The sequence below is a fragment of the Fischerella muscicola PCC 7414 genome (genome assembly GCF_000317205.1).
Lineage (GTDB): Bacteria > Cyanobacteriota > Cyanobacteriia > Cyanobacteriales > Nostocaceae > Fischerella > Fischerella muscicola.
In genome coordinates, this window is sequence record NZ_AJLK01000116.1 from 12603 (window position 1) to 37961 (window position 25359).

The 25359-nt window shown below is 42.2% G+C and carries 24 protein-coding genes; 16 read left to right on the top strand and 8 right to left on the bottom strand.

What is annotated here, in order from left to right; genetic code table 11:
- The first annotated feature begins 4 nt into the window (after positions 1 to 4).
- From UYI_RS0117855 to UYI_RS0117865, 3 genes are all read left to right on the top strand, one after another.
- On the top strand, positions 5 to 604 hold the full coding sequence (locus UYI_RS0117855; protein WP_016868010.1) for a nicotinate-nucleotide adenylyltransferase: 600 nt from the start codon (positions 5 to 7) through the stop codon (positions 602 to 604).
- The gene (locus tag UYI_RS0117860; RefSeq protein WP_016868011.1) at positions 565 to 1311 is read left to right on the top strand and encodes an NUDIX hydrolase; all 747 of its coding nucleotides are present in this window, start codon (positions 565 to 567) and stop codon (positions 1309 to 1311) included. The genes UYI_RS0117855 and UYI_RS0117860 overlap by 40 nt, the downstream gene beginning before the upstream one ends.
- A 90-nt stretch (positions 1312 to 1401) precedes the next feature.
- Positions 1402 to 3150: an NAD+ synthase gene (locus UYI_RS0117865; RefSeq protein ID WP_016868012.1), complete on the top strand. Its 1749-nt coding sequence runs from the start codon at positions 1402 to 1404 to the stop codon at positions 3148 to 3150.
- Between the two features lie 128 nt (positions 3151 to 3278).
- Here UYI_RS0117865 and tnpA read toward each other — a convergent pair whose 3' ends face one another.
- Positions 3279 to 3692: an IS200/IS605 family transposase gene (gene tnpA / locus UYI_RS0117870; protein WP_016868013.1), complete on the bottom strand. Its 414-nt coding sequence runs from the start codon at positions 3690 to 3692 to the stop codon at positions 3279 to 3281.
- Positions 3693 to 4218: 526 nt separating this feature from the next.
- Here tnpA and UYI_RS0117875 point away from each other — a divergent pair.
- Positions 4219 to 5070 (top strand): ABC transporter ATP-binding protein, encoded by an 852-nt coding sequence (locus UYI_RS0117875; RefSeq protein ID WP_016868014.1) that lies wholly within the window; start codon positions 4219 to 4221, stop codon positions 5068 to 5070.
- Between the two features lie 2 nt (positions 5071 to 5072).
- On the opposite strand, the gene UYI_RS0117880 is transcribed toward UYI_RS0117875, so the two are convergent.
- The gene (locus UYI_RS0117880) at positions 5073 to 5696 is read right to left on the bottom strand and encodes a tetratricopeptide repeat protein (RefSeq protein ID WP_026086025.1); all 624 of its coding nucleotides are present in this window, start codon (positions 5694 to 5696) and stop codon (positions 5073 to 5075) included.
- Between the two features lie 530 nt (positions 5697 to 6226).
- On the opposite strand from UYI_RS0117880, the gene UYI_RS0117885 reads away from it, so the two are divergent.
- On the top strand, positions 6227 to 6553 hold the full coding sequence (locus UYI_RS0117885; RefSeq protein WP_016868016.1) for a YbjQ family protein: 327 nt from the start codon (positions 6227 to 6229) through the stop codon (positions 6551 to 6553).
- Between the two features lie 345 nt (positions 6554 to 6898).
- A complete protein-coding gene (locus UYI_RS0117890) occupies positions 6899 to 7528 on the top strand; it encodes a hypothetical protein (RefSeq protein WP_016868017.1) in 630 nt (209 codons plus the stop codon).
- 84 nt (positions 7529 to 7612) lie between these two features.
- On the opposite strand, the gene UYI_RS0117895 is transcribed toward UYI_RS0117890, so the two are convergent.
- The gene (locus UYI_RS0117895) at positions 7613 to 7873 is read right to left on the bottom strand and encodes a hypothetical protein (RefSeq protein WP_016868018.1); all 261 of its coding nucleotides are present in this window, start codon (positions 7871 to 7873) and stop codon (positions 7613 to 7615) included.
- A gap of 152 nt (positions 7874 to 8025) precedes the next feature.
- Positions 8026 to 8700: an iron-sulfur cluster biosynthesis transcriptional regulator SufR gene (gene sufR / locus UYI_RS0117900; RefSeq protein ID WP_016868019.1), complete on the bottom strand. Its 675-nt coding sequence runs from the start codon at positions 8698 to 8700 to the stop codon at positions 8026 to 8028.
- Between the two features lie 220 nt (positions 8701 to 8920).
- Between sufR and sufB the strand changes: the two genes are divergently transcribed.
- From sufB to UYI_RS0117945, 9 genes are all read left to right on the top strand, one after another.
- Complete coding sequence (sufB, locus tag UYI_RS0117905; RefSeq protein ID WP_016868020.1) at positions 8921 to 10357, top strand: Fe-S cluster assembly protein SufB; 1437 nt, start codon at positions 8921 to 8923, stop codon at positions 10355 to 10357.
- A gap of 131 nt (positions 10358 to 10488) precedes the next feature.
- On the top strand, positions 10489 to 11277 hold the full coding sequence (sufC, locus tag UYI_RS0117910; protein ID WP_016868021.1) for a Fe-S cluster assembly ATPase SufC: 789 nt from the start codon (positions 10489 to 10491) through the stop codon (positions 11275 to 11277).
- Positions 11277 to 12635 carry a Fe-S cluster assembly protein SufD gene (gene sufD, locus UYI_RS0117915; RefSeq protein ID WP_016868022.1) on the top strand — a complete coding sequence of 453 codons (1359 nt, stop codon included), beginning with the start codon at positions 11277 to 11279 and terminating at the stop codon, positions 12633 to 12635. Before sufC ends, sufD begins: the two co-directional genes overlap by 1 nt.
- A 36-nt stretch (positions 12636 to 12671) precedes the next feature.
- Positions 12672 to 13940, top strand: coding sequence for a cysteine desulfurase (locus UYI_RS0117920; RefSeq protein WP_016868023.1), 1269 nt, complete (start codon positions 12672 to 12674; stop codon positions 13938 to 13940).
- A 95-nt stretch (positions 13941 to 14035) separates the two neighbouring features.
- Positions 14036 to 14671: a Uma2 family endonuclease gene (locus UYI_RS0117925; RefSeq protein WP_016868024.1), complete on the top strand. Its 636-nt coding sequence runs from the start codon at positions 14036 to 14038 to the stop codon at positions 14669 to 14671.
- 223 nt (positions 14672 to 14894) lie between these two features.
- Positions 14895 to 16475 (top strand): CPBP family intramembrane glutamic endopeptidase, encoded by a 1581-nt coding sequence (locus UYI_RS0117930; protein WP_016868025.1) that lies wholly within the window; start codon positions 14895 to 14897, stop codon positions 16473 to 16475.
- Between the two features lie 817 nt (positions 16476 to 17292).
- A complete protein-coding gene (locus tag UYI_RS0117935; RefSeq protein WP_016868026.1) occupies positions 17293 to 17568 on the top strand; it encodes a TM2 domain-containing protein in 276 nt (91 codons plus the stop codon).
- Positions 17569 to 18242: 674 nt separating this feature from the next.
- Positions 18243 to 20732 carry a heavy metal translocating P-type ATPase gene (locus tag UYI_RS0117940; RefSeq protein WP_016868027.1) on the top strand — a complete coding sequence of 830 codons (2490 nt, stop codon included), beginning with the start codon at positions 18243 to 18245 and terminating at the stop codon, positions 20730 to 20732.
- Between the two features lie 413 nt (positions 20733 to 21145).
- Positions 21146 to 21649: an FHA domain-containing protein gene (locus tag UYI_RS0117945; protein ID WP_016868028.1), complete on the top strand. Its 504-nt coding sequence runs from the start codon at positions 21146 to 21148 to the stop codon at positions 21647 to 21649.
- Positions 21650 to 21744: 95 nt separating this feature from the next.
- On the opposite strand, the gene UYI_RS0117950 is transcribed toward UYI_RS0117945, so the two are convergent.
- Positions 21745 to 22092: a hypothetical protein gene (locus UYI_RS0117950; RefSeq protein ID WP_016868030.1), complete on the bottom strand. Its 348-nt coding sequence runs from the start codon at positions 22090 to 22092 to the stop codon at positions 21745 to 21747.
- A 268-nt stretch (positions 22093 to 22360) separates the two neighbouring features.
- Here UYI_RS0117950 and thyD point away from each other — a divergent pair, with 268 nt between their 5' ends.
- Positions 22361 to 23281 carry a thylakoid membrane protein ThyD gene (gene thyD, locus UYI_RS0117955; RefSeq protein WP_016868031.1) on the top strand — a complete coding sequence of 307 codons (921 nt, stop codon included), beginning with the start codon at positions 22361 to 22363 and terminating at the stop codon, positions 23279 to 23281.
- Between the two features lie 244 nt (positions 23282 to 23525).
- Here the strand turns inward: thyD and UYI_RS0117965 are convergent, their stop codons facing one another.
- From UYI_RS0117965 to UYI_RS0117975, 3 genes are all read right to left on the bottom strand, one after another.
- Complete coding sequence (locus UYI_RS0117965) at positions 23526 to 24284, bottom strand: HEAT repeat domain-containing protein (RefSeq protein ID WP_016868033.1); 759 nt, start codon at positions 24282 to 24284, stop codon at positions 23526 to 23528.
- A 77-nt stretch (positions 24285 to 24361) separates the two neighbouring features.
- On the bottom strand, positions 24362 to 24997 hold the full coding sequence (locus UYI_RS0117970; protein WP_026086026.1) for a GNAT family N-acetyltransferase: 636 nt from the start codon (positions 24995 to 24997) through the stop codon (positions 24362 to 24364).
- Between the two features lie 48 nt (positions 24998 to 25045).
- Positions 25046 to 25318 carry a hypothetical protein gene (locus UYI_RS0117975; protein ID WP_016868035.1) on the bottom strand — a complete coding sequence of 91 codons (273 nt, stop codon included), beginning with the start codon at positions 25316 to 25318 and terminating at the stop codon, positions 25046 to 25048.
- Between the last annotated feature and the right edge of the window lie 41 nt (positions 25319 to 25359).

Below are 25359 nucleotides of genomic sequence, written 5' to 3' on the forward strand. Positions count from 1 at the left end.
AAAAATGAAAATTGCCTTATTTGGAACTAGTGCCGATCCACCAACTGCTGGACATCAAGCGATTATCAAATGGTTGTCACAACATTATGATCGTGTAGTCATTTGGGCAGCAGATAATCCCTTTAAATCCCATCAAACACCTTTGCAGCATCGGGTAGCAATGTTACATCTACTCATAGATGATATACATGCGCCACAGCATAATATCAGTTTGGAACAAGAACTCAGTAGTTTAAGAACCCTAGAAACTCTGGATAAAGCCAAGCAACGTTGGGGAACAGAAACAGAGTTTACTTTAGTCATAGGTTCAGATTTACTCCCTCAACTACCACACTGGTATCGCATAGAAGATTTATTACATCAAGTCCAACTTTTAGTCGTACCACGATCGGGATATGTAATAGATCAATCTAGTTTACAGACAGTGGAAAATCTGGGAGCAAAAATAGCGATCGCCCAGTTACATGCTCCAGATGTATCCTCTACAGCTTATCGTAACAGTGGAGACCCCGAAGCTCTCACGCCCCCTGTAATTGACTACATTCATCAACAGCATTTGTACAAATGCCAGGACGCATCCAAAAAAAGCTTGCAGATACGCTAAACCAACAACCTTTGGCTGATTTCAAAGTCGGTGTTGACAATGTAATTTTTTCAGTGGATACTGCCCAAAACCGGCTGCTAGTACTATTAGTAATGCGACAACAAGAACCCTTTTTAAATTATTGGGGTCTCCCAGGTACTTTAGTACGTCGAGGTGAATCGTTAGAAGACGCCGCTTACCGCATTCTGGCTGAGAAAATCAAGGTCAAAAATCTTTATTTAGAGCAATTGTATACTTTTGGTGGTCCCAATCGCGATCCAAGAGAAGCAAGTGATAGTTATGGGGTGCGTTATCTCAGCGTCAGTTACTTTGCCTTGGTGCGATTTGAAGAAGCCCAATTAATTGCTGACAAAGTTGCTGGAATCGCTTGGTATCCAGTTAAACGAGTCCCACAATTAGCCTTTGACCATAATGAAATTTTGGCATACGGACACAGACGTTTAAAAAATAAATTAGAGTATAGCCCGGTAGCTTTTGAAGTTCTGCCAGAAACTTTTACTTTGAATGATTTATATCAGCTGTACACTACCGTTTTAGGAGAAAATTTTTCTGATTATTCTAACTTTCGGGCACGTCTACTCAAGTTAGGTTTTTTATGCGATACGGGTATTAAAGTATCACGGGGTGCAGGGCGTCCAGCAAGTTTATATCGATTTGATGCAGAAGCATTTGCCCCTTTTAAAGATAAGCCTTTAGTGTTTATTTAATTGCAGAAGGCAGGAGGCAGAAGGCAAGAGGCAGAAGGTTTAATTCTTGCCTTCTGAGTAATAACCAATGACAAATAACTATTGACTATTATGAAAATCGCGATCGCTCAACTTAATCCTACCATTGGTGATTTACCAAAAAATGCCCAAAAAATCCTTGAAGCTGCACAACAAGCAGTAGCCCAGGGTGCCCGTTTATTGCTGACACCAGAACTTTCTTTGTGTGGCTATCCTCCCCGGGATTTATTATTAAATCCTAGTTTTATTGAAGCAATGGGTATTACCTTGCAGCAATTAGCTAGAGACTTGCCACCTGATTTAGCAGTATTAGTCGGAACTGTAGAAGAAAATTTTCAAGCCAAAACCACTGGCGGCAAAACTTTATTTAATAGCATCGCTTGGTTAGAAGCGGGTAAGGTAAAACAAATTTTTCACAAACGGCTTTTACCTACCTATGATGTCTTTGACGAACACCGCTATTTTGAACCAGGTTTACAAGCTAATTATTTCACTTTGGATGACATTAATATTGGTGTCACTGTTTGCGAAGATTTGTGGAACGATGAAGAATTTTGGGGCAAACGTAGTTACACTGTCAACCCAATTGCTGACTTAGCAATTTTGGGTGTGGATTTGATAGTGAATTTGTCCGCTTCACCTTACACCCTCAGCAAGCAACGGTTTCGCGAAGCAATGCTAAGTCACAGTGCAGTACGTTTTCGCCAACCGATCATTTATGCTAATCAAGTGGGTGGCAACGATGATTTAATTTTTGATGGCAGAAGTTTTGCTTTAAATCGTCAGGGTGAAGTTATTTGTCGGGCGCATGGGTTTGTCACTGATTTATTAATCATTGAATTTGACGAAGAAGCACGGGATTTCAACTTAGGTTTTATTGCCCCTAACTATGAGTGCGAGGAAGAAGAAATCTGGCAAGCGTTGGTTTTAGGCGTGCGAGATTATGTCTGTAAATGTGGTTTTAGTCAAGTAGTTTTGGGTTTGAGTGGCGGGATTGATTCTTCTGTTGTGGCTGCGATCGCTACAGCAGCCCTTGGTAAAGAAAATGTCCTCGGTGTTCTCATGCCTTCTCCTCACAGTTCCGAACATTCCATCACTGATGCCTTGGCGTTGGCAGCAAATCTTGGTATCAAAACTCATACCTTACCCATCGGTGATTTAATGCAAGCATATGACAAAACCTTTGCAGATTTGTTTGCTGAGACTGAATTTGGACTAGCAGAAGAAAATATTCAATCCCGAATTCGGGGTAACTTATTGATGGCTATATCCAATAAATTTGGTCATCTTCTTCTCTCAACAGGCAACAAATCAGAAATGGCTGTCGGCTACTGCACTCTCTACGGTGATATGAATGGCGGTTTAGCAGTTATAGCTGATGTTCCCAAAACCCGCGTTTATGCACTGTGTCGCTGGTTAAACCGCAACGGCGAAATTATTCCCCACAACGTTCTTACCAAAGCACCCAGCGCCGAACTTAAACCAGGTCAAGTTGACCAAGATTCTCTACCCCCCTACGATATTCTCGACGACATCTTGCAACGCCTAATTCAAGATCACCAATCACCCGCCCAAATTGTCAGCGCTGGACACGATGTAACCGTTGTCGATAAAGTCATGAAAATGGTAGCTAGGGCAGAATTCAAGCGGCGACAAGCACCCCCAGGATTAAAAATTACAGATCGCGCTTTTGGTACTGGATGGCGGATGCCCATTGCTAGTAATTGGCTGGCTGTTAAAAATACTTATCAGACTAGAAGTATACCTACGCCTTCCTTAGCACACTGGGATGGGAGAGATGCCCATTACAGGACGAAGTAGTTAAGGAAGCCCGCAACTAAAGTTGGGGCTAAAAGCTAAAGTAAGCTAAAAGCTTACTAAATCAAATATTTAACCCGTTTCAACGGGTTTAAGCTTTAAGCCTGAAATTTATTTCAAGGCTGATTTTATCAATGCTCATCACAAAATTCCAAAGCATGAATAGTTGTTCTATTTAAATGATGAGTCTTCTGATTGAGTACATAAGCCTTTGCTGTCTCCAATTGCTTACTCCCCAACGTCAAAACCCCATATCCATGTTGCCAACTAAAACCAATACCTGAAGTAGACGGAGTGTGATTGAGATGATAAGCACTGCTACCTTTAATTTGCTTTACAAAACCAGCTATCGATATTTTGGGAGGAATAGAAGCTATCAAGTGAATGTGATCCTCCACACCACCAATAGCATGAATTATGCAATCAATGGCATCTGCCTTGCCAATGATATAACCGTAAACTTGAGATTCCCGTTCAGGAGTAATTAAAGGACTACGTGACTCCGTTGCCCAAACGAGATGATAATAAGTGCGCCAAAATGCCATTGTTAGCTTGAATACGAATTTATCTCTTCAAGCTAAAACCTGTTAAAACTACCTGAGTACGGGAATTTTACGGAATTTTGGTCAAAAACATCTAATCTGCCCGCAACTAAAGTTGGGGCTAAAAGCTAAAGTAAGCTTCTAGCTTACTGAATCAAATATTTAACCTGTTTCAACGGGTTTAAGCTTTGAACCTGAAATTTATTTCAAGGCTGAATCAAATATTGAACCCATTTCCACAGGTTTAAGCTCTTAGCCTGAAATTTATTTCAAGGCTCAATAAAATATTTAACCCGTTTCAACGGGTTTAAGCTTTAAGCCTGAAATTTATTTCAAGGCTATCTGCTTCGCTGAAATCCTAATTTAGATTTAAAAAAGGCGATCGCTTAATTTCTTCATGTCGTCCTTGTCAACCCTACAGCAGTCAAAAACAAAACCCTAGATAGTGTAGAACGTGCATTTTTCACCCTACTATTATAAATAGTGTTAATAAAACTTTACGCGCTCTCAGCAACACCCCAAGTTACTCATGACCGTTGCCGTTTCTCTCGAAAACGTCTACAAAATTTATAACAAAGTCCCCGTAGTCGATTATCTTTCTTTTGACATTGCAGCTGGAGAAATGTTTGGCTTACTTGGCCCCAATGGTGCGGGTAAATCCACCACAATTCGGATGTTGACCACACTCACCAAACCTACACAAGGAAACATTCAGGTGTGTGGCTATGATGTCATACGCCAACCCTTACAAGTAAAGCAATGTATAGGTGTAGTGTTACAGCAAATCAGTGTAGATGGCGATTTAACTGTATGGGAAAACATGGAATTACATGGTAGGCTACATCACATTCCTAACCCACAGCGCCAACGCCTGATTAACCAATGGCTGGATTACGTAGAACTGACTCCAAAACGTAATGATTTAGTTAAAACCCTGTCTGGAGGGATGAAGCGGCGATTGCAAATTGCTAGGGCTTTGTTACATCAACCCCAAGTTCTATTTTTAGATGAACCAACGGTGGGACTAGATCCGCAAACCAGGCGGCGTCTTTGGGAAATTATCAAAGATTTAAATAAGCAGGGTATGACCATGCTGCTAACGACGCATTATATGGAAGAAGTGGAATATCTATGCGATCGCATCGGCATCATGGATAATGGTAAGTTAATTTCTTTAGGAACTTTACAACAATTGCGCTCCACTCATGGTGAAGGCTTGGTAATCAAACAAGTAGGAGATCGTTGGGAATATCTCTTTTTCCCCACCTTGGGTGAAGCAAACAATTATTTAGACACGCTACAAGATAAGACGGGAATAATGGTACGTCCCTCTAACTTAGAAGATATTTTCGTAGAACTAACTGGACGCCAGTTAGATTAATTTCATACCCCTAATTCACGTAAGGTTGCTTCCATTCTAGTCACACTGTCAAACTTACCTTGTTGTTCATATAAATCACGGGCTTTTTTAAAAACAGCGATCGCTTCTTTGGATTTACCTTGTCTTTTTAACATTGTCCCCCGTAACTCATAAACTTGGGGATTTTTGGGAGCAAGTTTCACAGCTTCCTCATATGCCCATTGAGCGCTAGTGTATTCTCCCAATCGTGTCAGAATAGTTGCTAAACCTATATAGGCATTAACGTTACCACGGTTTAACTGGATTGCTTTGCGATAAGCTTCTTTAGCTCCACTGTTATTACCTAAATTACCACTGATATAACCCAAAGCATATTGATAATCACTGTTATTGGGGTTAAGAGCAACAGCCCGACGGTAAGCAGTTAATGCTGCGGAAAAGTTTCCTTGTAAAGCATATAAATAACCAATGCCAGAATAGATCGAAGCATTTTTTGGCTCTAGATTTGCTGCTTGTTGATAAACAGCGATCGCACCACCATAATCACCTGTTTCTACTAAGCTACGTCCTTGTTCCAACAGTTCTTTTACTTCTTGGGTACTTTGACGCTGTACTACTAATACCTGAGCCTGAGTCACTGAAGCCATTGTTGTCACAATGCTTCCCATTAACAGAACACTAAATAAGAATGAAGTTCCTTTGTACACAGCCAACAACCTGAAAGTTTGTGCCAATTGAACAGATTTTCTCTGATTGCTTGTCCATTAAAACAAAAATATTCTATTTTGCAAACTCCATATGCATCTTTTTTACCAAATATTTAAAAGCTCTCTCGTTTTTTATCTTCTGGTTTATAGCTCATTTCCAGCATCTGCTTTGATAATTACAAAAATTACCAGTAATAGATAGGTAATCAAAGTATTACTATAATTACTGGTTATAAATAATACAAAATCCCAAATTTCAACTCAAAATTCTAACTATTGACCTATGACGAGCCAAACCTACACAGAAGATAATAGGATTTTCTGGAAAATAGGGATTGGGATCAGGGATCGGGGAGTGGGAAGAGATTTTCAGCTCTTTCCTGTTAAGATTTCCCTTGCCTTAATCCCTAACTTTAATTTTGCCTAACCACTTACATAAAATTACATATTGATCTTTGTGGGGTAGACTTATGATTTTAACTACTACTGATGTGATTCAAGGAGCTGTAATCCAATCATATTTGGGTATTGTGACAGCAGAAGTTGTCTATGGTAGTAATTTTCTGCGAGACTTTTTTGCTGGTTTACGGGATATAATTGGCGGACGTACTGGTAGCTACGAGCGCTTATTTGAAGAAGGTCAACGCAAAGCACTAGCAGAGTTAGAACAACGAGCGTTACGTTTAGGTGCAGATGCAGTAATTGGCATTGAAATTGATACAGGTACAATCAATGTTGACCAGTCAGGAGTATTACTATTAATCACAGCTACAGGTACAGCTGTGAAAATGCGTTAAGTAGAAAGTGGAAAATATGCATGTAAACGGCAAACAGTTCCTTGCCCGTTACTATGCATAGTTCTTAACAGCTACGTGTTGGAAAAATGTATATATTTATTAATATTTAAAAAATTATTTTTACAGATTTTAGGATCTGTAACTTGCTCATGTTGTTATTTATATCAAGAAAAAATCACACAAAATCTCACATAGTATACCTGTGAAATAAACTTAATACCCAAGGTAGACATATTAACTCCTTCTGTTGATAGATATTAAAAACAAGAGATAGCAATTTAATTTGAAGATAACTATCAAAATAGCAGAAGAAACCTTAAATTTTTATTCAGGAGAAATGAGTTTATGTCCTATGTAAATCGTCCTACTGGTGAAGTTATTAATGAACCTGTTGCAGTTGCTCCAGTAGTTGATTACCACGATCGCGTTCGTTGGGGACCTATTATTTCTGGTCTATTAGTAGCTATAGCAACTCAATTAATTTTAAGCGCTATAATTGCTGCCCTGGGAGCAGGTAGTATTGAAGCTTCTGGCAGACCAAGAACAATTACACCCAATATTGCTGGTAATGTTGGTATTTGGTCAACCATAGCCTTATTAATATCCCTTTTCACTGGTGGTTGGGTGACAGCCCGTGCCTGTGGCCCTATGAACCGTAACACAGCCCTTCTCAACGGTGCAATTCTCTGGGCAACAACTTTAGCAGTTAGTTCTTGGTTACTAGCAAGCGGTGTATCCAGTGCTTTTGGTGTAGCAGCTTCCAATGCAGGAGAAGTAATTAATCAGTTGCAACAGCAAGGTGGTGTAAATGTACCACAAACTAATGTTACTGCCCAACAAGCTCGTGAAATTGCTTCAAATTTACGCTCAGGGTTATGGTGGTTTGTATTCGGCTCTTTACTCGGTTTAATTGCTGCTATGATTGGAGCGGCAGTCGGCGCTCGTAGTCCTCGTACTCAAGCAAATTACAGATAAAGTTAGTAGTTAGTAGTTGATGGTTGGTAGTTAATAGTTGTTAGTTGTTACACAGACAACAAACAACAAACAACTATCAACCATTTACCATTTCAAGTACGAAGCTTCTACACCTTGTTCTCGCCTAATTTTGCCATCTTTTTCAAACCAGGCAATTACTTGCTCTGTTGTTAAATCTTCCACAGAAACACTGTACTCTTGGGCGATATGCTTCAAGAGTTTTAATGATGAAATAGTCAATCGAGATAAAAATTTTTCCGAAGAAGACAGCAAAGCAGCATCTACTTTTGCTGACTCTTCTAAAGTTAAAAATTGTTCTGATGGTTGTTGGGGTAGTGAATTCATAAATAGGTATTTGGTAGTTGGTAATTGGTACTCTTGTAGTAGCCAATGACTATTAACTAAGAGTTAACAAAATGATTGGTTTTCCGTTAAACAAATTACCAATTGCCCATTATCCTTGACATACACTAAATATGAAAAGCTATATATATTTCTTATGATCTGACTTTTCTCGCTTGCACTAAGTAACCACAACGATGCTCACCATTAATAATCCAGTGAGTACGTTCTACTGTACAATCTGGTAAAACAGCTGCAAACATTTCTAACTCATGCCCACAAATACTGGGGAAAGACTCTGCAAGGTTAGAAATAGCACAGTTATGCTCCATTAAAATAAAGCGATCGCCACTTTCTGACTCATTGGAGTCTATAGGGTGGTATTCCGCCATGTAACCCTCTGCTTTCCTGAGTTCTACCAGAGTTTCTACTCTTTGGTGTAAAGAGCCATTACCCAAGCGATCGCGATATTCTTGTGCTTTACGTTCCCACTGTTTTCTTAAAATACTGCTGACTTGGTCGTGTCCAACCGTTTGGGCTACCGTATCTAATAAAGAAACGGCAAACTCTCCATAACTATCAGCCGCTTCTCTTCGTAAGCGATCGCGTCCTTTACTACTTAACTTATAAACGTGCTGCGGCCGCCCCATCCCCGCTTGCACCGACGAATACACAATTAAATCCTCCACCTCTAAATCCTTGAGATGGCGACGAATCGCTTGCGGACTAATATCTAAAGCTGCGGCCAGTTCAACTGCCGTAGCTTGAGCGTGTTTAACTAGATATTCTAGGATATCTTGCTTGGTTGAGGACTGCTGGGTAGTCACCATCGTCGTCCCAAAAAATCATGATTAAATTTCACTTTGACAACAATATTGTTGTTAATCTAGCGTAAAATGAAGATGTGTTAAACAACATAGCTGTTGTTTTAGTAGTTATCCCTATTGTAACAGTCGTGTGACCATTCGGTAACACGAGTTGGGAATTGGTGAAAAATCCCTCTCCCATCCTTAAAGAGTATAGAGTTGCGAACACAAGAGAAAATCACTGATGAGTGCCACTGTTAAAACCCTAGTAAATCAACCCTACAAGTACGGCTTCGTTACCAACATTGAGGCAGACACAATTCCTCGGGGCCTAAACGAGGATATCATCCGCATGATCTCTGCCAAGAAAAACGAGCCAGAATTCATGCTGGAGTTTCGCCTCAGAGCTTATCGCCAGTGGCAAAAAATGACAGAACCAACTTGGCCTAGCGTTAAGTATCCACCAATCGACTATCAAAATATAATTTACTACTCAGCCCCCAAGCAACAAGCAAAAAAGAAAAGCTTGGAAGAACTAGATCCTACCCTTCTAGAAACCTTTGAAAAGTTGGGCATTCCTCTGTCAGAACAAAAGCGACTGGCGAACGTCGCCGTAGACGCTATATTTGATAGCGTTTCCGTCGCCACCACCTTCAAAGAAAAACTGGCGAAAGAAGGGGTAATCTTCTGCTCTATTTCCGAAGCATTGCAGGAACACCCAGAATTAGTCAAGAAGTACCTGGGTAGCGTTGTTCCCATTGCCGATAACTATTTTGCCGCCCTCAATTCAGCAGTATTTAGCGATGGTTCCTTCGTCTACATTCCCAAAGGCGTCAAATGTCCGATGGAACTGTCCACCTACTTCCGGATTAACAATGGTGACACCGGACAATTTGAGCGGACATTAATTGTTGCTGAAGAAGACAGCTATGTTTCCTACCTCGAAGGCTGTACAGCACCAATGTACGACAGCAACCAGCTACATGCTGCGGTTGTCGAACTTGTTGCCCTTGACAATGCCGAAATTAAATACTCCACCGTCCAAAACTGGTACGCCGGCGATGAAAAAGGCAGAGGCGGGATTTACAACTTCGTCACCAAGCGCGGTTTATGTCAGGGTGTAAATTCCAAGATTTCTTGGACACAAGTAGAAACTGGTTCTGCCATTACTTGGAAGTACCCCAGCTGCGTATTGGTGGGTGATAACTCCGTGGGTGAGTTTTACTCGGTAGCCCTGACTAATAATATGCAGCAAGCCGATACCGGTACAAAAATGATTCACATTGGGAAAAATACCCGCAGCACAATTATTTCTAAGGGTATCTCTGCTGGTAATTCTAGTAACAGTTACCGAGGCTTGGTGAAAATTAACCCGAAGGCACAAGGAGCTAGAAACTACTCCCAGTGCGACTCTATGTTGATTGGGGATAATGCCCACGCCAATACTTTCCCTTACATTCAGGTACAAAATAATACAGGCAAAGTAGAGCATGAAGCTTCTACTTCCAAGATTGGGGAAGACCAACTATTTTACTTTGCACAGCGAGGTATTTCTACGGAAGATGCGTTAAAGATGATGATTAGCGGCTTCTGTAAAGATGTGTTTAATAACCTGCCGATGGAATTTGCTGTGGAAGCTGATAAGCTATTGAGTTTGAAGTTGGAAGGTAGTGTTGGGTAAATCGAACACAGATACACACAGATACACACAGATAAATCATAAATCATCTGTGTTTATCGGTGTGCATCGGTGGTCGAAATAAAAAAACCACAGAGACGCAGAGGGCGCAGAGAATATAAAAGAGAGAGAACATGATTATTGAAAATAGCGAAGTTGTGCTGTCGGTAAGAGACTTGACGGCTGAAGTTGATGGAACACCAATTCTCAAGGGTGTGAATCTGGAAGTGCGTTCCGGCGAGATTCATGCGATTATGGGGCCGAATGGTTCTGGTAAAAGTACCTTTTCTAAGGTTTTGGCTGGACATCCCGCGTATGAAGTGACTGGCGGTGAGGTGATTTTCCAGGGACAGAATTTGCTGGAAATGGAACCGGAAGAACGTGCCAGGAGTGGGATATTTTTGGCTTTTCAGTATCCTTTGGAGATTCCAGGTGTCAGCAATTTAGATTTCTTGCGCGTGGCGTATAATTCCAAGCGGAAGGCGCAGGGTTTGGAAGAAATCGATGCTTTTGATTTTGACGACTTGATAGAGGAAAAGCTGGAAGTCGTGAAAATGGACTCGGCTTTTCTTAACCGGAGTGTGAATGAAGGTTTCTCTGGTGGCGAGAAGAAGCGCAATGAGATTTTGCAAATGGCGTTACTGGAACCAAAGCTGGCGATTCTGGATGAAACAGATTCAGGTTTGGATATTGACGCCCTCAAAATTGTGGCAAATGGTGTAAATCAATTGGCGAGTCCTGAGAATGCCACAATTATGATTACTCACTATCAGCGACTGCTGAATTATATTGTGCCGGACTATGTGCATGTGATGGCACAAGGACGGATTATTAAGTCTGGTGGTAAGGAGTTGGCGTTAGAGTTAGAATCTCGTGGTTATGACTGGTTGTTAGATGAATTTGCGGCTGAGGTGGGTGTGTAATGACTATCCAAGTTTCTCCCAGTCCACTTCCTAACTCAAGTGCAGCTAGTTTGACTGCAACTCTGTTAGATAGGGATGCTTATTTAACTGAGTTATTAAATCGGGTGACTGTATCAAAGTCAGAGGGTTGGTTGCAAGAGGTGCGTGATCGCGCGGCAAATTGGGTGCGTCATTCTGTTTTGCCTACTACCCGGGATGAAGAATGGCGGTTTACTGATTTGTCTGCTTTACGGCAGGTAAAATTTAATGTAGAGACGCGCCATGGCGCGTCTCTACAACTGGATATTTTGCCGGAAGCTGCTAACTCTCGTTTGGTGTTTGTGAATGGTACCTATGTACCAGAGTTATCGGCGATCGCTGGGTTGCCAAATGGGGTAGTAGTTAGCAATTTGGATGCTGCAAGTCAGCTTGGTGTACAGAAATATTTGGCACAAGCTGAGGGAGCGTTGGATGTGTTTACTGCCCTGAATACTGCTGGTATTAATGATGTGGCGGTGGTTTGGGTTCCGAAGAATGTAGTGGTAGAAACACCAATTCATTTGGTGTTTATTGCTGCTGGTGAGGAGCCGATTATTTCTCAGCCGCGTTGTTTGGTGGTGGCGGAAAGTGGTTCGCAGGTGAGTTTGGTGGAAGAGTATAGGAACCGCAGAGGCGCAGAGAACGCAGAGGGAGTATACTTTACTAACGCGGTGACGGAGATTTGGATCGAGGATAATGCTCAGGTAAATCACACCCGGGTTGAGTGGGATAGTAGAGAGGGTTTTCATGTTGGTAAAACTGCTGTGACGCAAGGGCGTTTTAGTCGGTATACTTGTAATGCGATTAGTTTGGGTGGTAGGGTTGCGCGCCACAATTTAGAGATTTTACAAACTGGTGAGCAAACGGAAACCACTTTGAATGGGTTGACGGTGATCGGTGGTAATCAGTTGGCGGATACTCACAGTGCGATCGCTCTCAATTATCCTTATGGTACAAGTCGGCAATTGCACAAAACTATCGTAGGCGATCGCGCTCATGCGGTGTTCAATGGCAAAGTTTTTGTTCCTAAACTAGCGCAGTTAACGGATGCGGCACAATTGAATCGCAATTTGCTGCTATCATCTAAAGCCAGAGTTGATACCAAACCCCAACTAGAAATTACCGCAGATAATGTTAAATGCGCTCACGGTGCGACTGTTAGTCAGTTGGAAGACGATGAAATCTTCTACCTGCAAAGTCGGGGTATTGATGAAGAAAGTGCGCGCAATTTATTAGTTCATGCCTTCGCTGCGGAAATTATCAACCAAGTACCAGTTCCTTCCCTGTGTGAAAAACTCACGCAAACCGTCAACAGTTATCAGTCAATCACCAACGACTAATGACTAATGACCAATGACTAATGACTAATGACTAAAATGACTTTTACCCAAGAAAGAACCCTTGCTGATAAAGTCCGTCTTGACTTCCCGATTTTACACCAGGAAGTCAACGGCAAACCTTTAGTGTACTTTGACAACGCTGCGACATCCCAAAAACCTCTGTTCGTACTCGATACTCTCCGGGACTACTACGAGCAGTACAATGCTAATGTCCATCGTGGTGTACATACCCTCAGTGCTAAAGCTACAGAAGCTTACGAAGCAGCGAGAGATAAAGTTGCTGCCTTCGTCAATGCTGCATCACGTCAGGAAATTGTTTTTACCCGCAATGCAACTGAGGCGATCAACTTGGTTGCTTACAGTTGGGGAATGAACAATTTACAGCCAGGAGACGAAATTATTCTGTCGGTGATGGAACACCACAGCAATATTGTTCCTTGGCAGTTTGTTGCAGCTAAAACAGGTGCAGTACTGAAGTTTGTGGAATTGACACCGGAAGAAACATTGGATTTAGAACATTTCCAAAAGCTGCTTTCGGATAAAACAAAATTGGTGTCGGTGGTACATGTTTCTAACACTTTGGGTTGCATTAACCCAGTGGCAGAAATTTGCACCCTCGCACATAAATATGGATCAAAAGTATTAATTGATGCCTGCCAAAGTGTACCCCACATGCCTGTTGATGTGCAGCAAATTAGCTGCGACTGGTTAGTGGCTTCGGGGCATAAAATGTGCGCCCCTACTGGTATTGGCTTTTTGTACGGCAAGCTAGAATTACTGCAAGCCATGCCGCCCTTTTTTGGTGGTGGTGAGATGATTGCTGAGGTGTTTTTAGACTATTCTACCTACGCAGATTTACCACATAAATTTGAAGCTGGTACACCTGCGATTGGGGAAGCGATCGCTCTTGGTGCAGCAGTAGATTATCTTACTAAAATTGGCATGGACAAAATCCACGCCTACGAAGCAGAATTGACTGCTTACCTATTCCAGCAATTAGAAAAAATACCCCAAATTAGAATATACGGCCCCAAACCAAATGCTCAAGGTGAAGGTAGAGCTGCTTTAGCTGCATTCACCGCCGCCGAAGTTCATGCCAATGACTTATCAACATTATTAGATACAGAAGGTGTTGCCATCCGTTCTGGACACCACTGTACCCAACCATTACACCGCTATCTCAAAATTCCGGCCACCGCCCGCGCCAGTCTCTCTTTCTACAATACCCGTGAGGAAATTGATGTCTTCATCAAAGCCTTGAAAGAAACAATTGACTTTTTTAGCGGGTTGTTTGGTGATGAATGACGGGGAGCAATACACCTCCTCAAGCTATAATTAAGTCCGCCTACGCGGACTTTGTTTATTAGCTGCGATTTATCATCGCTTGGTATTTGGGTAATATGTCTGTCACCACATCAACACTCGCTGAACAAAGAACACTCCTGCATAACATTAGCTGGGAAACCTTTGAAACCTTACTGAAAGAAACAGGAGAAGATAGAGGTTCCCGTTTTGCTTATGAGGACGGGACTTTAGAAATAATGACCCCACTTTATGAACATGAAAATCCTAAAATTCAGTTTGACCGTTTTATCTTAGTCTTAGCTGAAGAATTAGGAATTGAAATTAAAAGTGCTGGTTCTACAACTTTAAAAAAACGTATCACAAATCGAGGAATAGAACCTGATAATTGTTTTTATATACAAACTGAGTCAAAAGTTAGAGGTAGGGAAACAATAAATTTAGAAACAGATCCTCCACCTGACTTAGCAATTGAAATTGATATTACAAATAGTTCAGTTAATAAATTTAGGATTTATTCAGCGCTAGGTGTCCCAGAACTGTGGCGATATGATGGAGAAATTCTGAAATTTTATCAGTTGGTAGAGGGACAATATACAGAGCGCAAATTTAGCGTTGCCTTTCCTATAATTTCGGTAAATGATATTGATAGATTTATTGAGCAAAGTAAAACAATGGGAGAAATTGCTTTGCTGAAGTCTTTTCGCGCTTGGGTGAGAGAGAAAATAGGATAGAAACAGCTATCCGTGAGTTAGATAGGGAAAGCAAAACTTTAGTTACATTGGGTGCTGACGAGCGATCGCAAATTCCCCTTAGGTGCAGCACTCCAAATGGCTGATAAAAAAAGTAGTATTTATTCGTGGAGACTGATGGGGTGGTGATGGCTGTTCCCCTCCCCCCTACCTCCCCGGTTAGTACGAATTAAGTGCAACTCAGTATGAGTCAAGAGGAGAATAAATGACACCTAAGCGGTTGGGTTTATTTTTGTTAACATTATTAGCGATTTTTGTTGCAGGTTCGTCCTTACTCAACAGTTGGAAAGAACCACAGTTCCAAAGTCGCCTCGAACTTTATCAGACAAATATTGTCCTAGAAGCTTCCCAGTGGCAAATCTCAGATGGCAAGGATAATGATTTTCAAGCAGCCAAAGAAGCAATCATCGGTGAAAAACCCTTAGAAACCGCCACTAAGCAGTATCAAGAAGCACGAAAATCGGCTGAAATTAATTTGGAAAAAGCTCAAAAGCAGCTGGCAGACTTAAATTCTGAACCTGTTACAACTCCCACAACTCCTAAATCCCAACCAGAAATTCCTCCTGCAACTAATACTTCTCGTTCAGTACAGCAAAAACAATTACAAAAAACTGTTGATCAACTGCAAAAATCAATTGCTGAGATAGATTTGCGCTTGGGAATTTTACAAGCACAGCAAAAACAAACAGATACAGCCTTGAAAACTTGGCAGCAATTGCAGCAAAATACCCAAATTAAACCTGAGTTGCGCGAAACTGCCACGGCGTTGACTGGAATGTGGAGTAGTCCGCCTCGTTTGCTTCCCAATGCTCAACAATTGATTCAAGATAATTTAGATGGCTGGTTTCGTTATACTGCTTTGACTCAACTCTATCAACTCCAGCAACGTCAAGAAGCTTTAGCAAACCTCAAAATAGCAGAACAAGAAGCTGCGGAACAAGCTTTTGTGAAATTAGCGATTATTGGTACCATTCCAGCGCTGGGGGCTTTTGTTGGTGTAGGACTGCTGATTTTTCTAGTTGCTCAACGTGTTGTCAAGGGTAAAGCTAGTTTATTGGGACAAAATGCTGATACGGGTTGGTCAGTACCTTGGGATGGCGAAACGATTTTGCAAGTATTTGTCGTCGGCTTTTTCTTTATGGGACAAGTATTGATCCCCATAGTGTTATCCCTACTTCCTATCCCCCGTGCTGCCCAAAATCTACGGCTGCAAGCATTCTATGTATTCTTAAGTTACATATTAGTGGCATCAGGTGCGATATCGGTACTGTATTTATCTATTAAACGTTTTTTACCGCTAGAGTCTGGCTGGTTTCGCTTTAATCTACAAGGTAAGTGGTTTTTGTGGGGATTTGGTGGTTACTGTGCAGCTTTGCCTGTGGTAGTTGTGGTGTCTTTGATCAATCAACAAATATGGCAGGGACAAGGTGGTAGTAATCCTCTGTTGCAGTTAGCATTGGAAAGTCAAGATTCTCTAGCTTTGGGTATATTTTTCTTGACTGCCGCGATCGCTGCTCCTTTGTTTGAAGAATTCCTATTTCGCGGTTTTCTGTTACCTTCTCTGACTCGTTATATGTCGGTGTGGTGGGCAATTATCGCCAGTAGCTTTTTGTTCGCGATCGCTCATTTGAGTTTATCGGAAGTTTTACCACTATTTGCCTTGGGAATTGTCTTAGGAGTAGTTTACACGCGATCGCGTAATCTCCTGGCTCCCATGCTCCTCCATAGCCTTTGGAACAGTGGCACTCTACTTAGCTTATTTATCCTTGGTAGTGGCAGTAATTAAAGGGATCGGGGATCGGGGAATAGGGATCTCAAAAGTAGAAGACAAGGGGAAACAGGAGAAAAGAAACACCAATGCCCAATCCCTGATCCCTAATCCCCTTCGTCACAAAAATCTACCAACAGTATGTTGATATTAAGCATAAAAAAATGCTAGCTTGAGAGAAAATAAATAGCTAATAACAAAATCAAGCAATTTAGTTAAATAAATAACAAATTAGCCATTAATGGCTAAGTATTGCATATTGACAGTTTTTGTCTGGGAATATTAACTTTTACATTTCCGTTTTCAATTTAATGATTACGAGAAATTTACACAATTTAGTTTGTAGCTATTTGCTTGGCTAAACTTAGAAAACCACGTGTAAAAAGCCGCTGAAATACGGTGTCTAATTTACTCTAAGTCAGTATCATTAATTATTTACCGTGACAATAAAAAATCCGGAAATGATACTGTCTGATGTGTATAAAGTATGTATGACACAATGTGTTTGCCGTTAATCCTGTCACACAGAGGTTTCTGGCTTAGAATTCAAAACTATAATATGTAGCGGTTTTTATTGTTATTCAAAATAGTTTTCTGGAGATATCTAGTTTCAGACAATTTCTGAACACTATATCTTCAAAAAATAGCGTTACTTGACCTCACTAGTAACGTAAGTTCAACATATTTACCTTTTTCAGTATTTATACTGGCTCAAAAGTAAAAATTTGTTGATTTTGCCAAAAGAGAGTGTAAATAAGATAGTCAGTAGATTTACTTTTTGCTAAAAATATAGAATTTCAATTTTATACATTACTAATAAAGGAGTAGTACTTATATGGCAAATCTCAACCCCAGTCATGCCACCAAACAACTATTAGCTGGGTACAGTGGCATTATGCTAGGAGGTCTTGGTATTCATAAGTTTGTTCTGGGTTATACCACAGAAGGATTTATCATGCTCATGATTTCTTTAGTAGGAGGTTATTTTACCTACGGTTTAACCCTATTTATTATGCAGCTTGTAGGTTTGATAGAAGGAATGATCTACCTCAACAAATCCTACGACCAATTTGTGGATACCTACTTTGTTAACAAACAAGGCTGGTTTTAGTTGGTTGTTGGTTGTTTGTTGATGGTTAGTAGTTAGTAGTTGATTAGTTATTTACTACTCCCCCACCCCTCACACCCCACCTTACCTTAAGCCCTACTCTACCTTGAAGCCTATGAGCGCGTCTACGGTTTCGCGCTTATGCTCATGAGATGAACCCCCTTCTGCGCGCTGCCTCACCACCGCACTGCCTCGTCTACACACCTCTCACACTCCCTCTGCTTTCTCCCTTGTACCAATATGTTAATTTTTAAGCGTAAGTATATATCTTTAGTGTTTTTAGCTTTATTAGGGTTGGTATATTTTACTACCATATCTCATTTAGAGATTAATCCTTTTTTAAGAAGTCAGGTAGCTTTGATGCCAACCCAGTTAGTTGTCATCATCTATTTGACATATCTGCGCTGGAATCGTAGAGAGTCGACTGATACCTTTTCACAATAAAGACGGCGGTTCGGAACGTTCATTGACGGGGCGAGAGGAATCGCCACCCGCCGCCTTTGGTAATGGGTCAATTACCTATTACCGTGAAATCCTCCGTGCTATCTTGCAGGGGATAAGCTTAACAAAACTTCATATCCATGACGTTCTGTCATTGTTGCGAATTTCGCCTACTCTCGAAATAGGGGTACGCTGAGGCGTACTTCTAGGTTCGTAACAAATTTAAATACTATTCCATGCAACTTGTCCCAAAAACTAACCTTTCCCCAGAACCAACTCCGACAACCGAGAAAATCATCTTGGATGTCGGGGGCATGAAATGTGGTGGCTGTGTAAAGGCTGTAGAGCGCCAACTGTTTCAATATCCTGGAGTAAAGAGCGCCAGTGTAAATCTGGCAACAGAGATTGCGATCATAGAGTTAGAAACTAGTGCGGTAGACGCAGATGCACTGGCACAGCAATTGACGGCGGTTGGATTCCCGTCTCAACCCAGGCAAGCAAGTGGGAAAGTGGCGGATGAAAACCAAGGCAAATCTGACCCAGCAGAACGACAGCGCCAAGAGATTCAGTCTGCACGTAGGCAGTTGATTATTGCTGCATTGCTACTGGTGTTGTCAGGAATCGGACATTTTGGCAATAGTGGTGGGTTTGTACTGCCTGTTTTGCATAACATCTGGTTTCACTGCGGATTAGCAACGGTAGCGCTATTAATTCCTGGCCGCTCAATTTTGATAGATGGCTGGGTAAGTTGGCGACGGGGCGGGCCCAATATGAATACTCTTGTCGGCTTGGGAACGCTGATTGCCTACACAGCTAGTTTGATTGCTCTGCTGTTTCCCCAGCTTGGCTGGGAGTGCTTCTTTGATGAGCCTGTGATGATGTTGGGCTTTATCTTATTGGGACGAACTTTAGAAAAACAAGCCAGAGGTCGAGTTACCGCTGCGTTTAAAAACTTGCTCGATCTCCAGCCCCAGTTAGCAAGATTGATCCCGAAACGGAGTGTAGAGACGAGAGGTGGCGCATCTCCACAACCTTCTCTTACCGAGGTGATCGAAATTCCTGCCGAACAAGTACGTGTAGGCGAATGGTTACAAGTTCTGCCCGGAGACAAAGTTCCAGTTGATGGCGTAGTGATCGATGGTCAAACAACCATTGATGAGTCAATGCTGACTGGAGAAGCTGTACCAGTGCTGAAGCAAACAGGAGATACGGTCACAGCGGGAACACTCAATCAATCGGGAGCGATCGCAATTGAAGCGACTCGCACAGGCAACGATACCACTTTGGCACAAATTGTTGCTTTAGTGGAAGCAGCACAAATTAGAAAAGCACCCGTACAGAAATTAGCAGATACAGTCGCAGGATACTTTACCTACGGTGTACTAGCGGCGGCTGTATTGACATTTTTGTTTTGGTACTTTATCGGCACTCATGTTTGGCACGATGTTACCATCTGGGCTGGCATGAACATGGCCCATCATTCTGATAGTGTACCCGTACCTACTCATCACTCTCCATTGTTGGTGAGCTTGAAGTTAGCCATTGCAGTCATGGTGGTAGCTTGTCCCTGTGCTTTAGGACTAGCCACACCTACAGCGATTCTCGTAGGAACTGCAATCGCTGCTGAACGGGGTCTATTAATCAAAGGCGGTGATGTTTTAGAAAAAGTCCATCAGTTGGATACCATCGTTTTTGATAAAACAGGCACGCTGACTAGTGGTAATCCGACCGTAACGGATTGTTTGGTACTGGAGGGACAACAAGGACAGGGAGGACAAGGGAAGGGAAAAACAACTAATCCTCAATCCCCAATCCCTAATCCCCAATACTTATTACAACTCGCCGCCGCCGTAGAAAGCGGTACTTGTCATCCTCTGGCTACAGCAATTCGGAACCAAGCACAGCAGCAACAGTTAACGATTCCATCAGCTACTGACTTTCACACAGAACCGGGGCTTGGTGTTTCTGCTGTAGTTGAAGGCAATTTAGTGCTTTTGGGAAATTGGGATTGGTTGAGTTGGCACGGAATCGTCATTGATGAAAATTTACACAAGCAGGCACAGAAGTTAGCAGAGGATGGTAAAACTGTTGTGGGAGTAGCAATTGCAGGAATAGTTGCTGGACTCATTGCTATTCAAGATACCCTCAGACCAGACGCGAAAACCGCTGTAGACAAGTTGCGTCAGATGGGACTGCGAGTTATGCTCCTCAGTGGTGATACACCAACAGCAGCTTTCGCTATTGCTAACCAACTAGGATTAGATACTGCCGATGTGATGGCGGGTGTACCTCCAGCCAAGAAAGCAGAAGTCATACAATCTCTTCAAAACGGAGAAATGGACAGAATTACCAATCCAAAATCCGTAGTCGCAATGATAGGAGATGGCATCAACGATGCTCCGGCTTTGTCTCAAGCAGATATTGGTATTGCCTTACACACTGGTACAGATGTGGCGATTGAAACAGCTGATATTGTTTTGATGCGAAACTGTTTAAGCGATGTAGTCGCATCAATTCAACTCAGCCGTGCCACTTTCAACAAAATTCGCCAAAATTTATTTTGGGCTTTTGCCTATAATACGCTAGGAATTCCTTTAGCCGCTGGTATATTATTGCCCAGTCTACATTTTGTTCTAAGTCCTGCTGGCGCTGCGGCTCTAATGGCTTTTAGCTCGGTTAGTGTTGTTACCAATTCCCTACTACTACGGCGGTTTTCTCATAGTTAATACAAGAAGGCAGAAAGCTATGAAGCTTGGAAATCAAGCTTTCTAGCTTATTTTCACTGTGTAGTTATTTTTGCAATACTACACTAGTAGTACTCGACCACATAAGTTTTGACTCTTCGCGAGGCGTCAGATCCCCGACTTTTTTAAAAAGTTGCGAATCTAGCCAACCTATCAAAATCAATTTGGTGAACTAGTAGAATATTTGCTCCTAATATTTCAAAAGAGTGAATATCCGTTCTGCCTGTCTCAGGTTAAACTAAATCGATAAGCCACTGTTTAAAAAATCTCACAAAGTCATTGACTCTTTTCCCAGAGCGCCAGTAGATGCCACTGTAGATACTAAGAGTAAAACTATACTCTACTGTTTTACTCTTAGTTATAACTATGCAGTACTAAAGGCTTTGGTTTAGAAAATGGCAGAAAACAATTCTAAACAATTCTTAATTGATAAGACTTCAACCGATTTTAGTAACGATTTGTCAATGGCAGCAGAAAACCATGAAAGCCATATACTGATCGTGGAAGACGATCAAGGACGTAAGGAGTTTATTCTAGAGCGTCCTATTTATTCCATCGGTCGAGACCGAGAATGTGATATCCGTTTAGTCTCACAATTTGTCTCGCGTCGTCACGCTACCTTAGTAAGGTTGCCCAGAGATGATAACAGCAACAGTCATTATTATCGAATTGTTGATGGCGATGCTAAAGGCAAGCCCAGTTCTAATGGTCTGATGATTAATGGGCGCAAACTCCCAGCCCATGATCTTAAAAATGAAGATGAAGTTGTTTTTGGTCCGCAGGTACGTGCCATTTATTACCTGTTAAAACGTGATACAATGCCCCCTGGCCAGGCTGATGTTAGTGAATATGACATCACGCTTATCAACCCCGGTATGACAGACGATTTAGAAGACTAAAAAGTTTGTTGGCAATATTTTCTCTGGCGTTTTGCTCTAAGCTAGATTGGCACGAAGCTAGCTGTAGCAGACGCCCTTGCTGTAAGCATTTGTATCTATCCTGCTAGGCTTTCAATCAGATGCCAATGACGGCTTTCTTCAATTGCCTGCTTGATATATTCAAACACCTGCCGACAGTGATTATCTAGCTGGAGTGGCAGTTCCTGGTTTTTAATCACAATGCTCATTCGAGTTTCTGTTTCGGTGGCTGTGCTTTTATCAATCAATATTTCTACTGTCACCATTTTTGAGTAGGAAACAGTACCGACAATCTCACGCGCCATGATGTAATCCAATGTAGAATACTGCACATCCAAGTTGCAGTCTTGTAGCAGTTCTACAAGTAGCGGCTGGAGATGGTTAATGGGAATAGAAAGAATAAACGAACAGGTATAGCGAGCCATAATAGACCCAAGGCTTGTAACACTCAGTCCATCCTATAATATCGAACCATCTTAAACGCAAGTAATTATAGATTCATTAAGGAAGCGCTTGATACTAGTGGTCTGGGTCATGAGTTCTAAGGGGTTGCTAGGCTACCAGATCCCCGACTTTTTAAAAAAGTCGGGGATCTGGTAGCCTAGCAAAATTAATCGGACAGACCACAGCCCCCAACTTCTGTTCTCAGGTGCGATAAAAAACTTTAATATAGGGTTTGATAGAGGTTAAATTATGAAAGTAGCAGTAAGTGGTGCAACAGGATTTGTCGGTAGTCGCTTGGTAGAACAGCTCCACAAAGCTGGACATAGGGTACTGGTATTAACTCGTAACATCACCCATGCTCAAAAGGTTTTCCCCAACAAAGCTTTCTCTAATATAGAAATTGTTGCTTATACGCCGACAGTATCTGGTACTTGGCAAGAGGCGATCGCTACATGCGATGGTGTTGTTAATTTGACTGGCGAACCCATAGGTGAGGGACGGTGGACACCAGAACGAAAACAAGAAATTCTCAATAGCCGTAAACTGACTACTCAAAAAATAGTGGAGGCAATAGCTAAGGCTAATCCTAAACCTAGTGTTCTAGTTAACACCTCTGCTATTGGTTACTACGGCACTAGTGAAACTGCTACTTTCGACGAAACAAGTCCATCTGGTAATGATTTTCTTGCCCAAGTTTGTCAAGCTTGGGAAGCAGAAGCAACAAAAGTGACAGAAGCTGGTGTTAGATTAGTAATTCTACGATTCGGTATTGTTTTGGGTTTGGGTGGAGCCTTGGGTAAAATGATTACACCATTCAAGCTCTTTGCTGGTGGACCTATTGGTAGCGGCAAACAATGGTTTTCTTGGATTCATATAGATGATTTAGTTAACTTGATTATCCAAGCTTTAACTAAACCAGAAATGTCAGGTGTATATAATGCTACTGCACCTCATCCCGTCCGCATGTCAGAACTATCTACGACTATGGGCAAAGTCATGCATCGTCCTTCCTGGTTGCCTGTTCCTGACTTTGCCATAGAAGCTCTTTTGGGAGACGGAGCTGTAGTAGTTTTAGAAGGGCAACAAGTTCTTCCTAAACGCACCCTTGAAAGTGGATTTGAATTTCAATATCCTGATTTACAACCAGCTCTAGAAACAATTTTGAAGTAGTTGGTTGTTGGATGTTGATTGTTGATTGGTGGTTGTTGGTTGTTGGTGAGACCAGCCCCCCAAAAAGGCGGTCTCCGTCACAATGGGGGACTGGCGAACCCGAAGGGTTGTTGATTGGTGGTTGTTTGTGATCCCACTAACTACTAAACCTGAGTTCGGGATAAAGAAAGGGACAAGCTATCCAGGATAAATTGAGGAAATAGGGACTCTAATTGACCAAAAATCGTAGGGCGCAAGCCCCTTTTTAAAACCATCCCTCTTGTTCGAGGGTTTCAATTAACTGTAAACCTCGTGGATCGCCAACTCCCAAAAGCGCTGCTTTGGAATCTTCCCGGACTCCCAAATCTTTATCTTCAGCGAAAGCTTGAATTAGGGCATCAATGGCAGTGGCATAGACAATATTAGAAGGCAGTTCGCGACATAACTGTCCGATCGCCCAAGCACTATTACTCCGTACTGGTGCTACAGGGTCTTGTACTAAAGCTTCTATTAATGGTGGTATTGCCCCAACCACAGCTTCATAACCAATTTGTGCCATCTGGGCCAAAGAACTAGCAGCCCATAATCTAACTGCGGAAATATCAGTTCTTAGGGCATTTGCTAGGGGTGCTAAACAACGGCGATCGCGGCAGTTACCCAAGGCCCAAACCACGCCTTTGCGTACATATCCATTCCAATCTCGCCCTAATTGGTTAATCAATGGTTCTACAGCGTCGGGGCCAGGGTTACGTCCGAGTCCATAGGCAGCGCTGACCCGTACCAGAGGACAAGTATCAGTAAGCAAGCGAATTAAATGGGGAGTTGCACGTGCATCTTCGATGTCACAGAAAGCACGTGCTGCCAGCATTCTTTGCTGCGGCTGGGGATGCTCTAGTAGTGGTAGCATTTCCTCTGGATCGGGTTTTGGCACTTCTGACTCTGCGGTCAGCGGCTCCATTTTATCTAGAGGGCTTTCTAGCTCTACTTCAGCATCAAGTAGGCTGAGGTCATCTTCGTCATACATACATCAAAAGTACCATTCCCTACTACCAGTTACAAATTTATTCAAAATTTAAAATTGAAAGTTCAAACAAATTAGAGTTATAAAAGTTTTTTCAACCACAAAGACTGAGTTTTGTAACCTAAGTGACTGTAAAGATTTAATGCAGCTTGGTTAGATTGAAACACCTGCAACCCCATTTGCTGATCGCCTCTGTTTTTCGCCCAATCTTCTGCATATCGCATCAAAGCTGTAGCAATACCCCGTCGCCGATGTTCTGGTACAACATACAGTAGAAAGATGTGAGCATGGCGATCGCCTGTAACTTGGTCAATAGCGTTTCCTATCCAGAGACAGGCTATTGGATGATGTGGTGGGGTGGTGGGGTGGTGGGGTGGTGGGATGAAATCTTTCTCCCCATCTCCGGTTCTCCCCATTGCCCCCCAACCCCACAAAGTGGGGACCCCTAGCCCCCCATCATTTTTCTCCCCATCTCCGGTTCTCCCCATTGCCCCTAATCCCCACGACCGACAGGGAGTGGGGACCCCGAGTTCCCCATGTTCTTCTACCCACCACAAAGGAGTTTGGCTAGAGAAGTATTGTTCTACTGTTTGTGCGAGATGGGAAAAATCTCCATCAGGAAACATTTCTTGGTAAGTCAATTGCATAAACTTAACAAGCAATGACCGATCTAGACTGGAGCCATGCCGAATACAGTAACCTGGTAGCAGTTCCACAAGTCATTCGATTTTGGATTTTGGATTTTGGATTTTGGATTTTAGATTTTATATTGAGGTAGGAGAAATTGGAGGAGTAGAGAAAGACACGAAGAAATTATTCTCTCTGTTGGCAAACGTCTCCCCATCACCCCATCTCCCCATTGCCCCTAATCCCCACTCCCCTAAGGGAGTGGGGGCCCCGAGTTCCCCATTCTCCTCAACGGGTGCGGGTGCTGCCATGTCCGCAGGCAAAAATATACGGGCGCTGACAGCAACTAGCGCAATTAAAAATAGCAATACTACGAGTAGGGGGGCAATGTATTGACGAAATATAGCCATTTTATTAGATATGAAGTTTGACTGAAGATTTATGAAGTTAA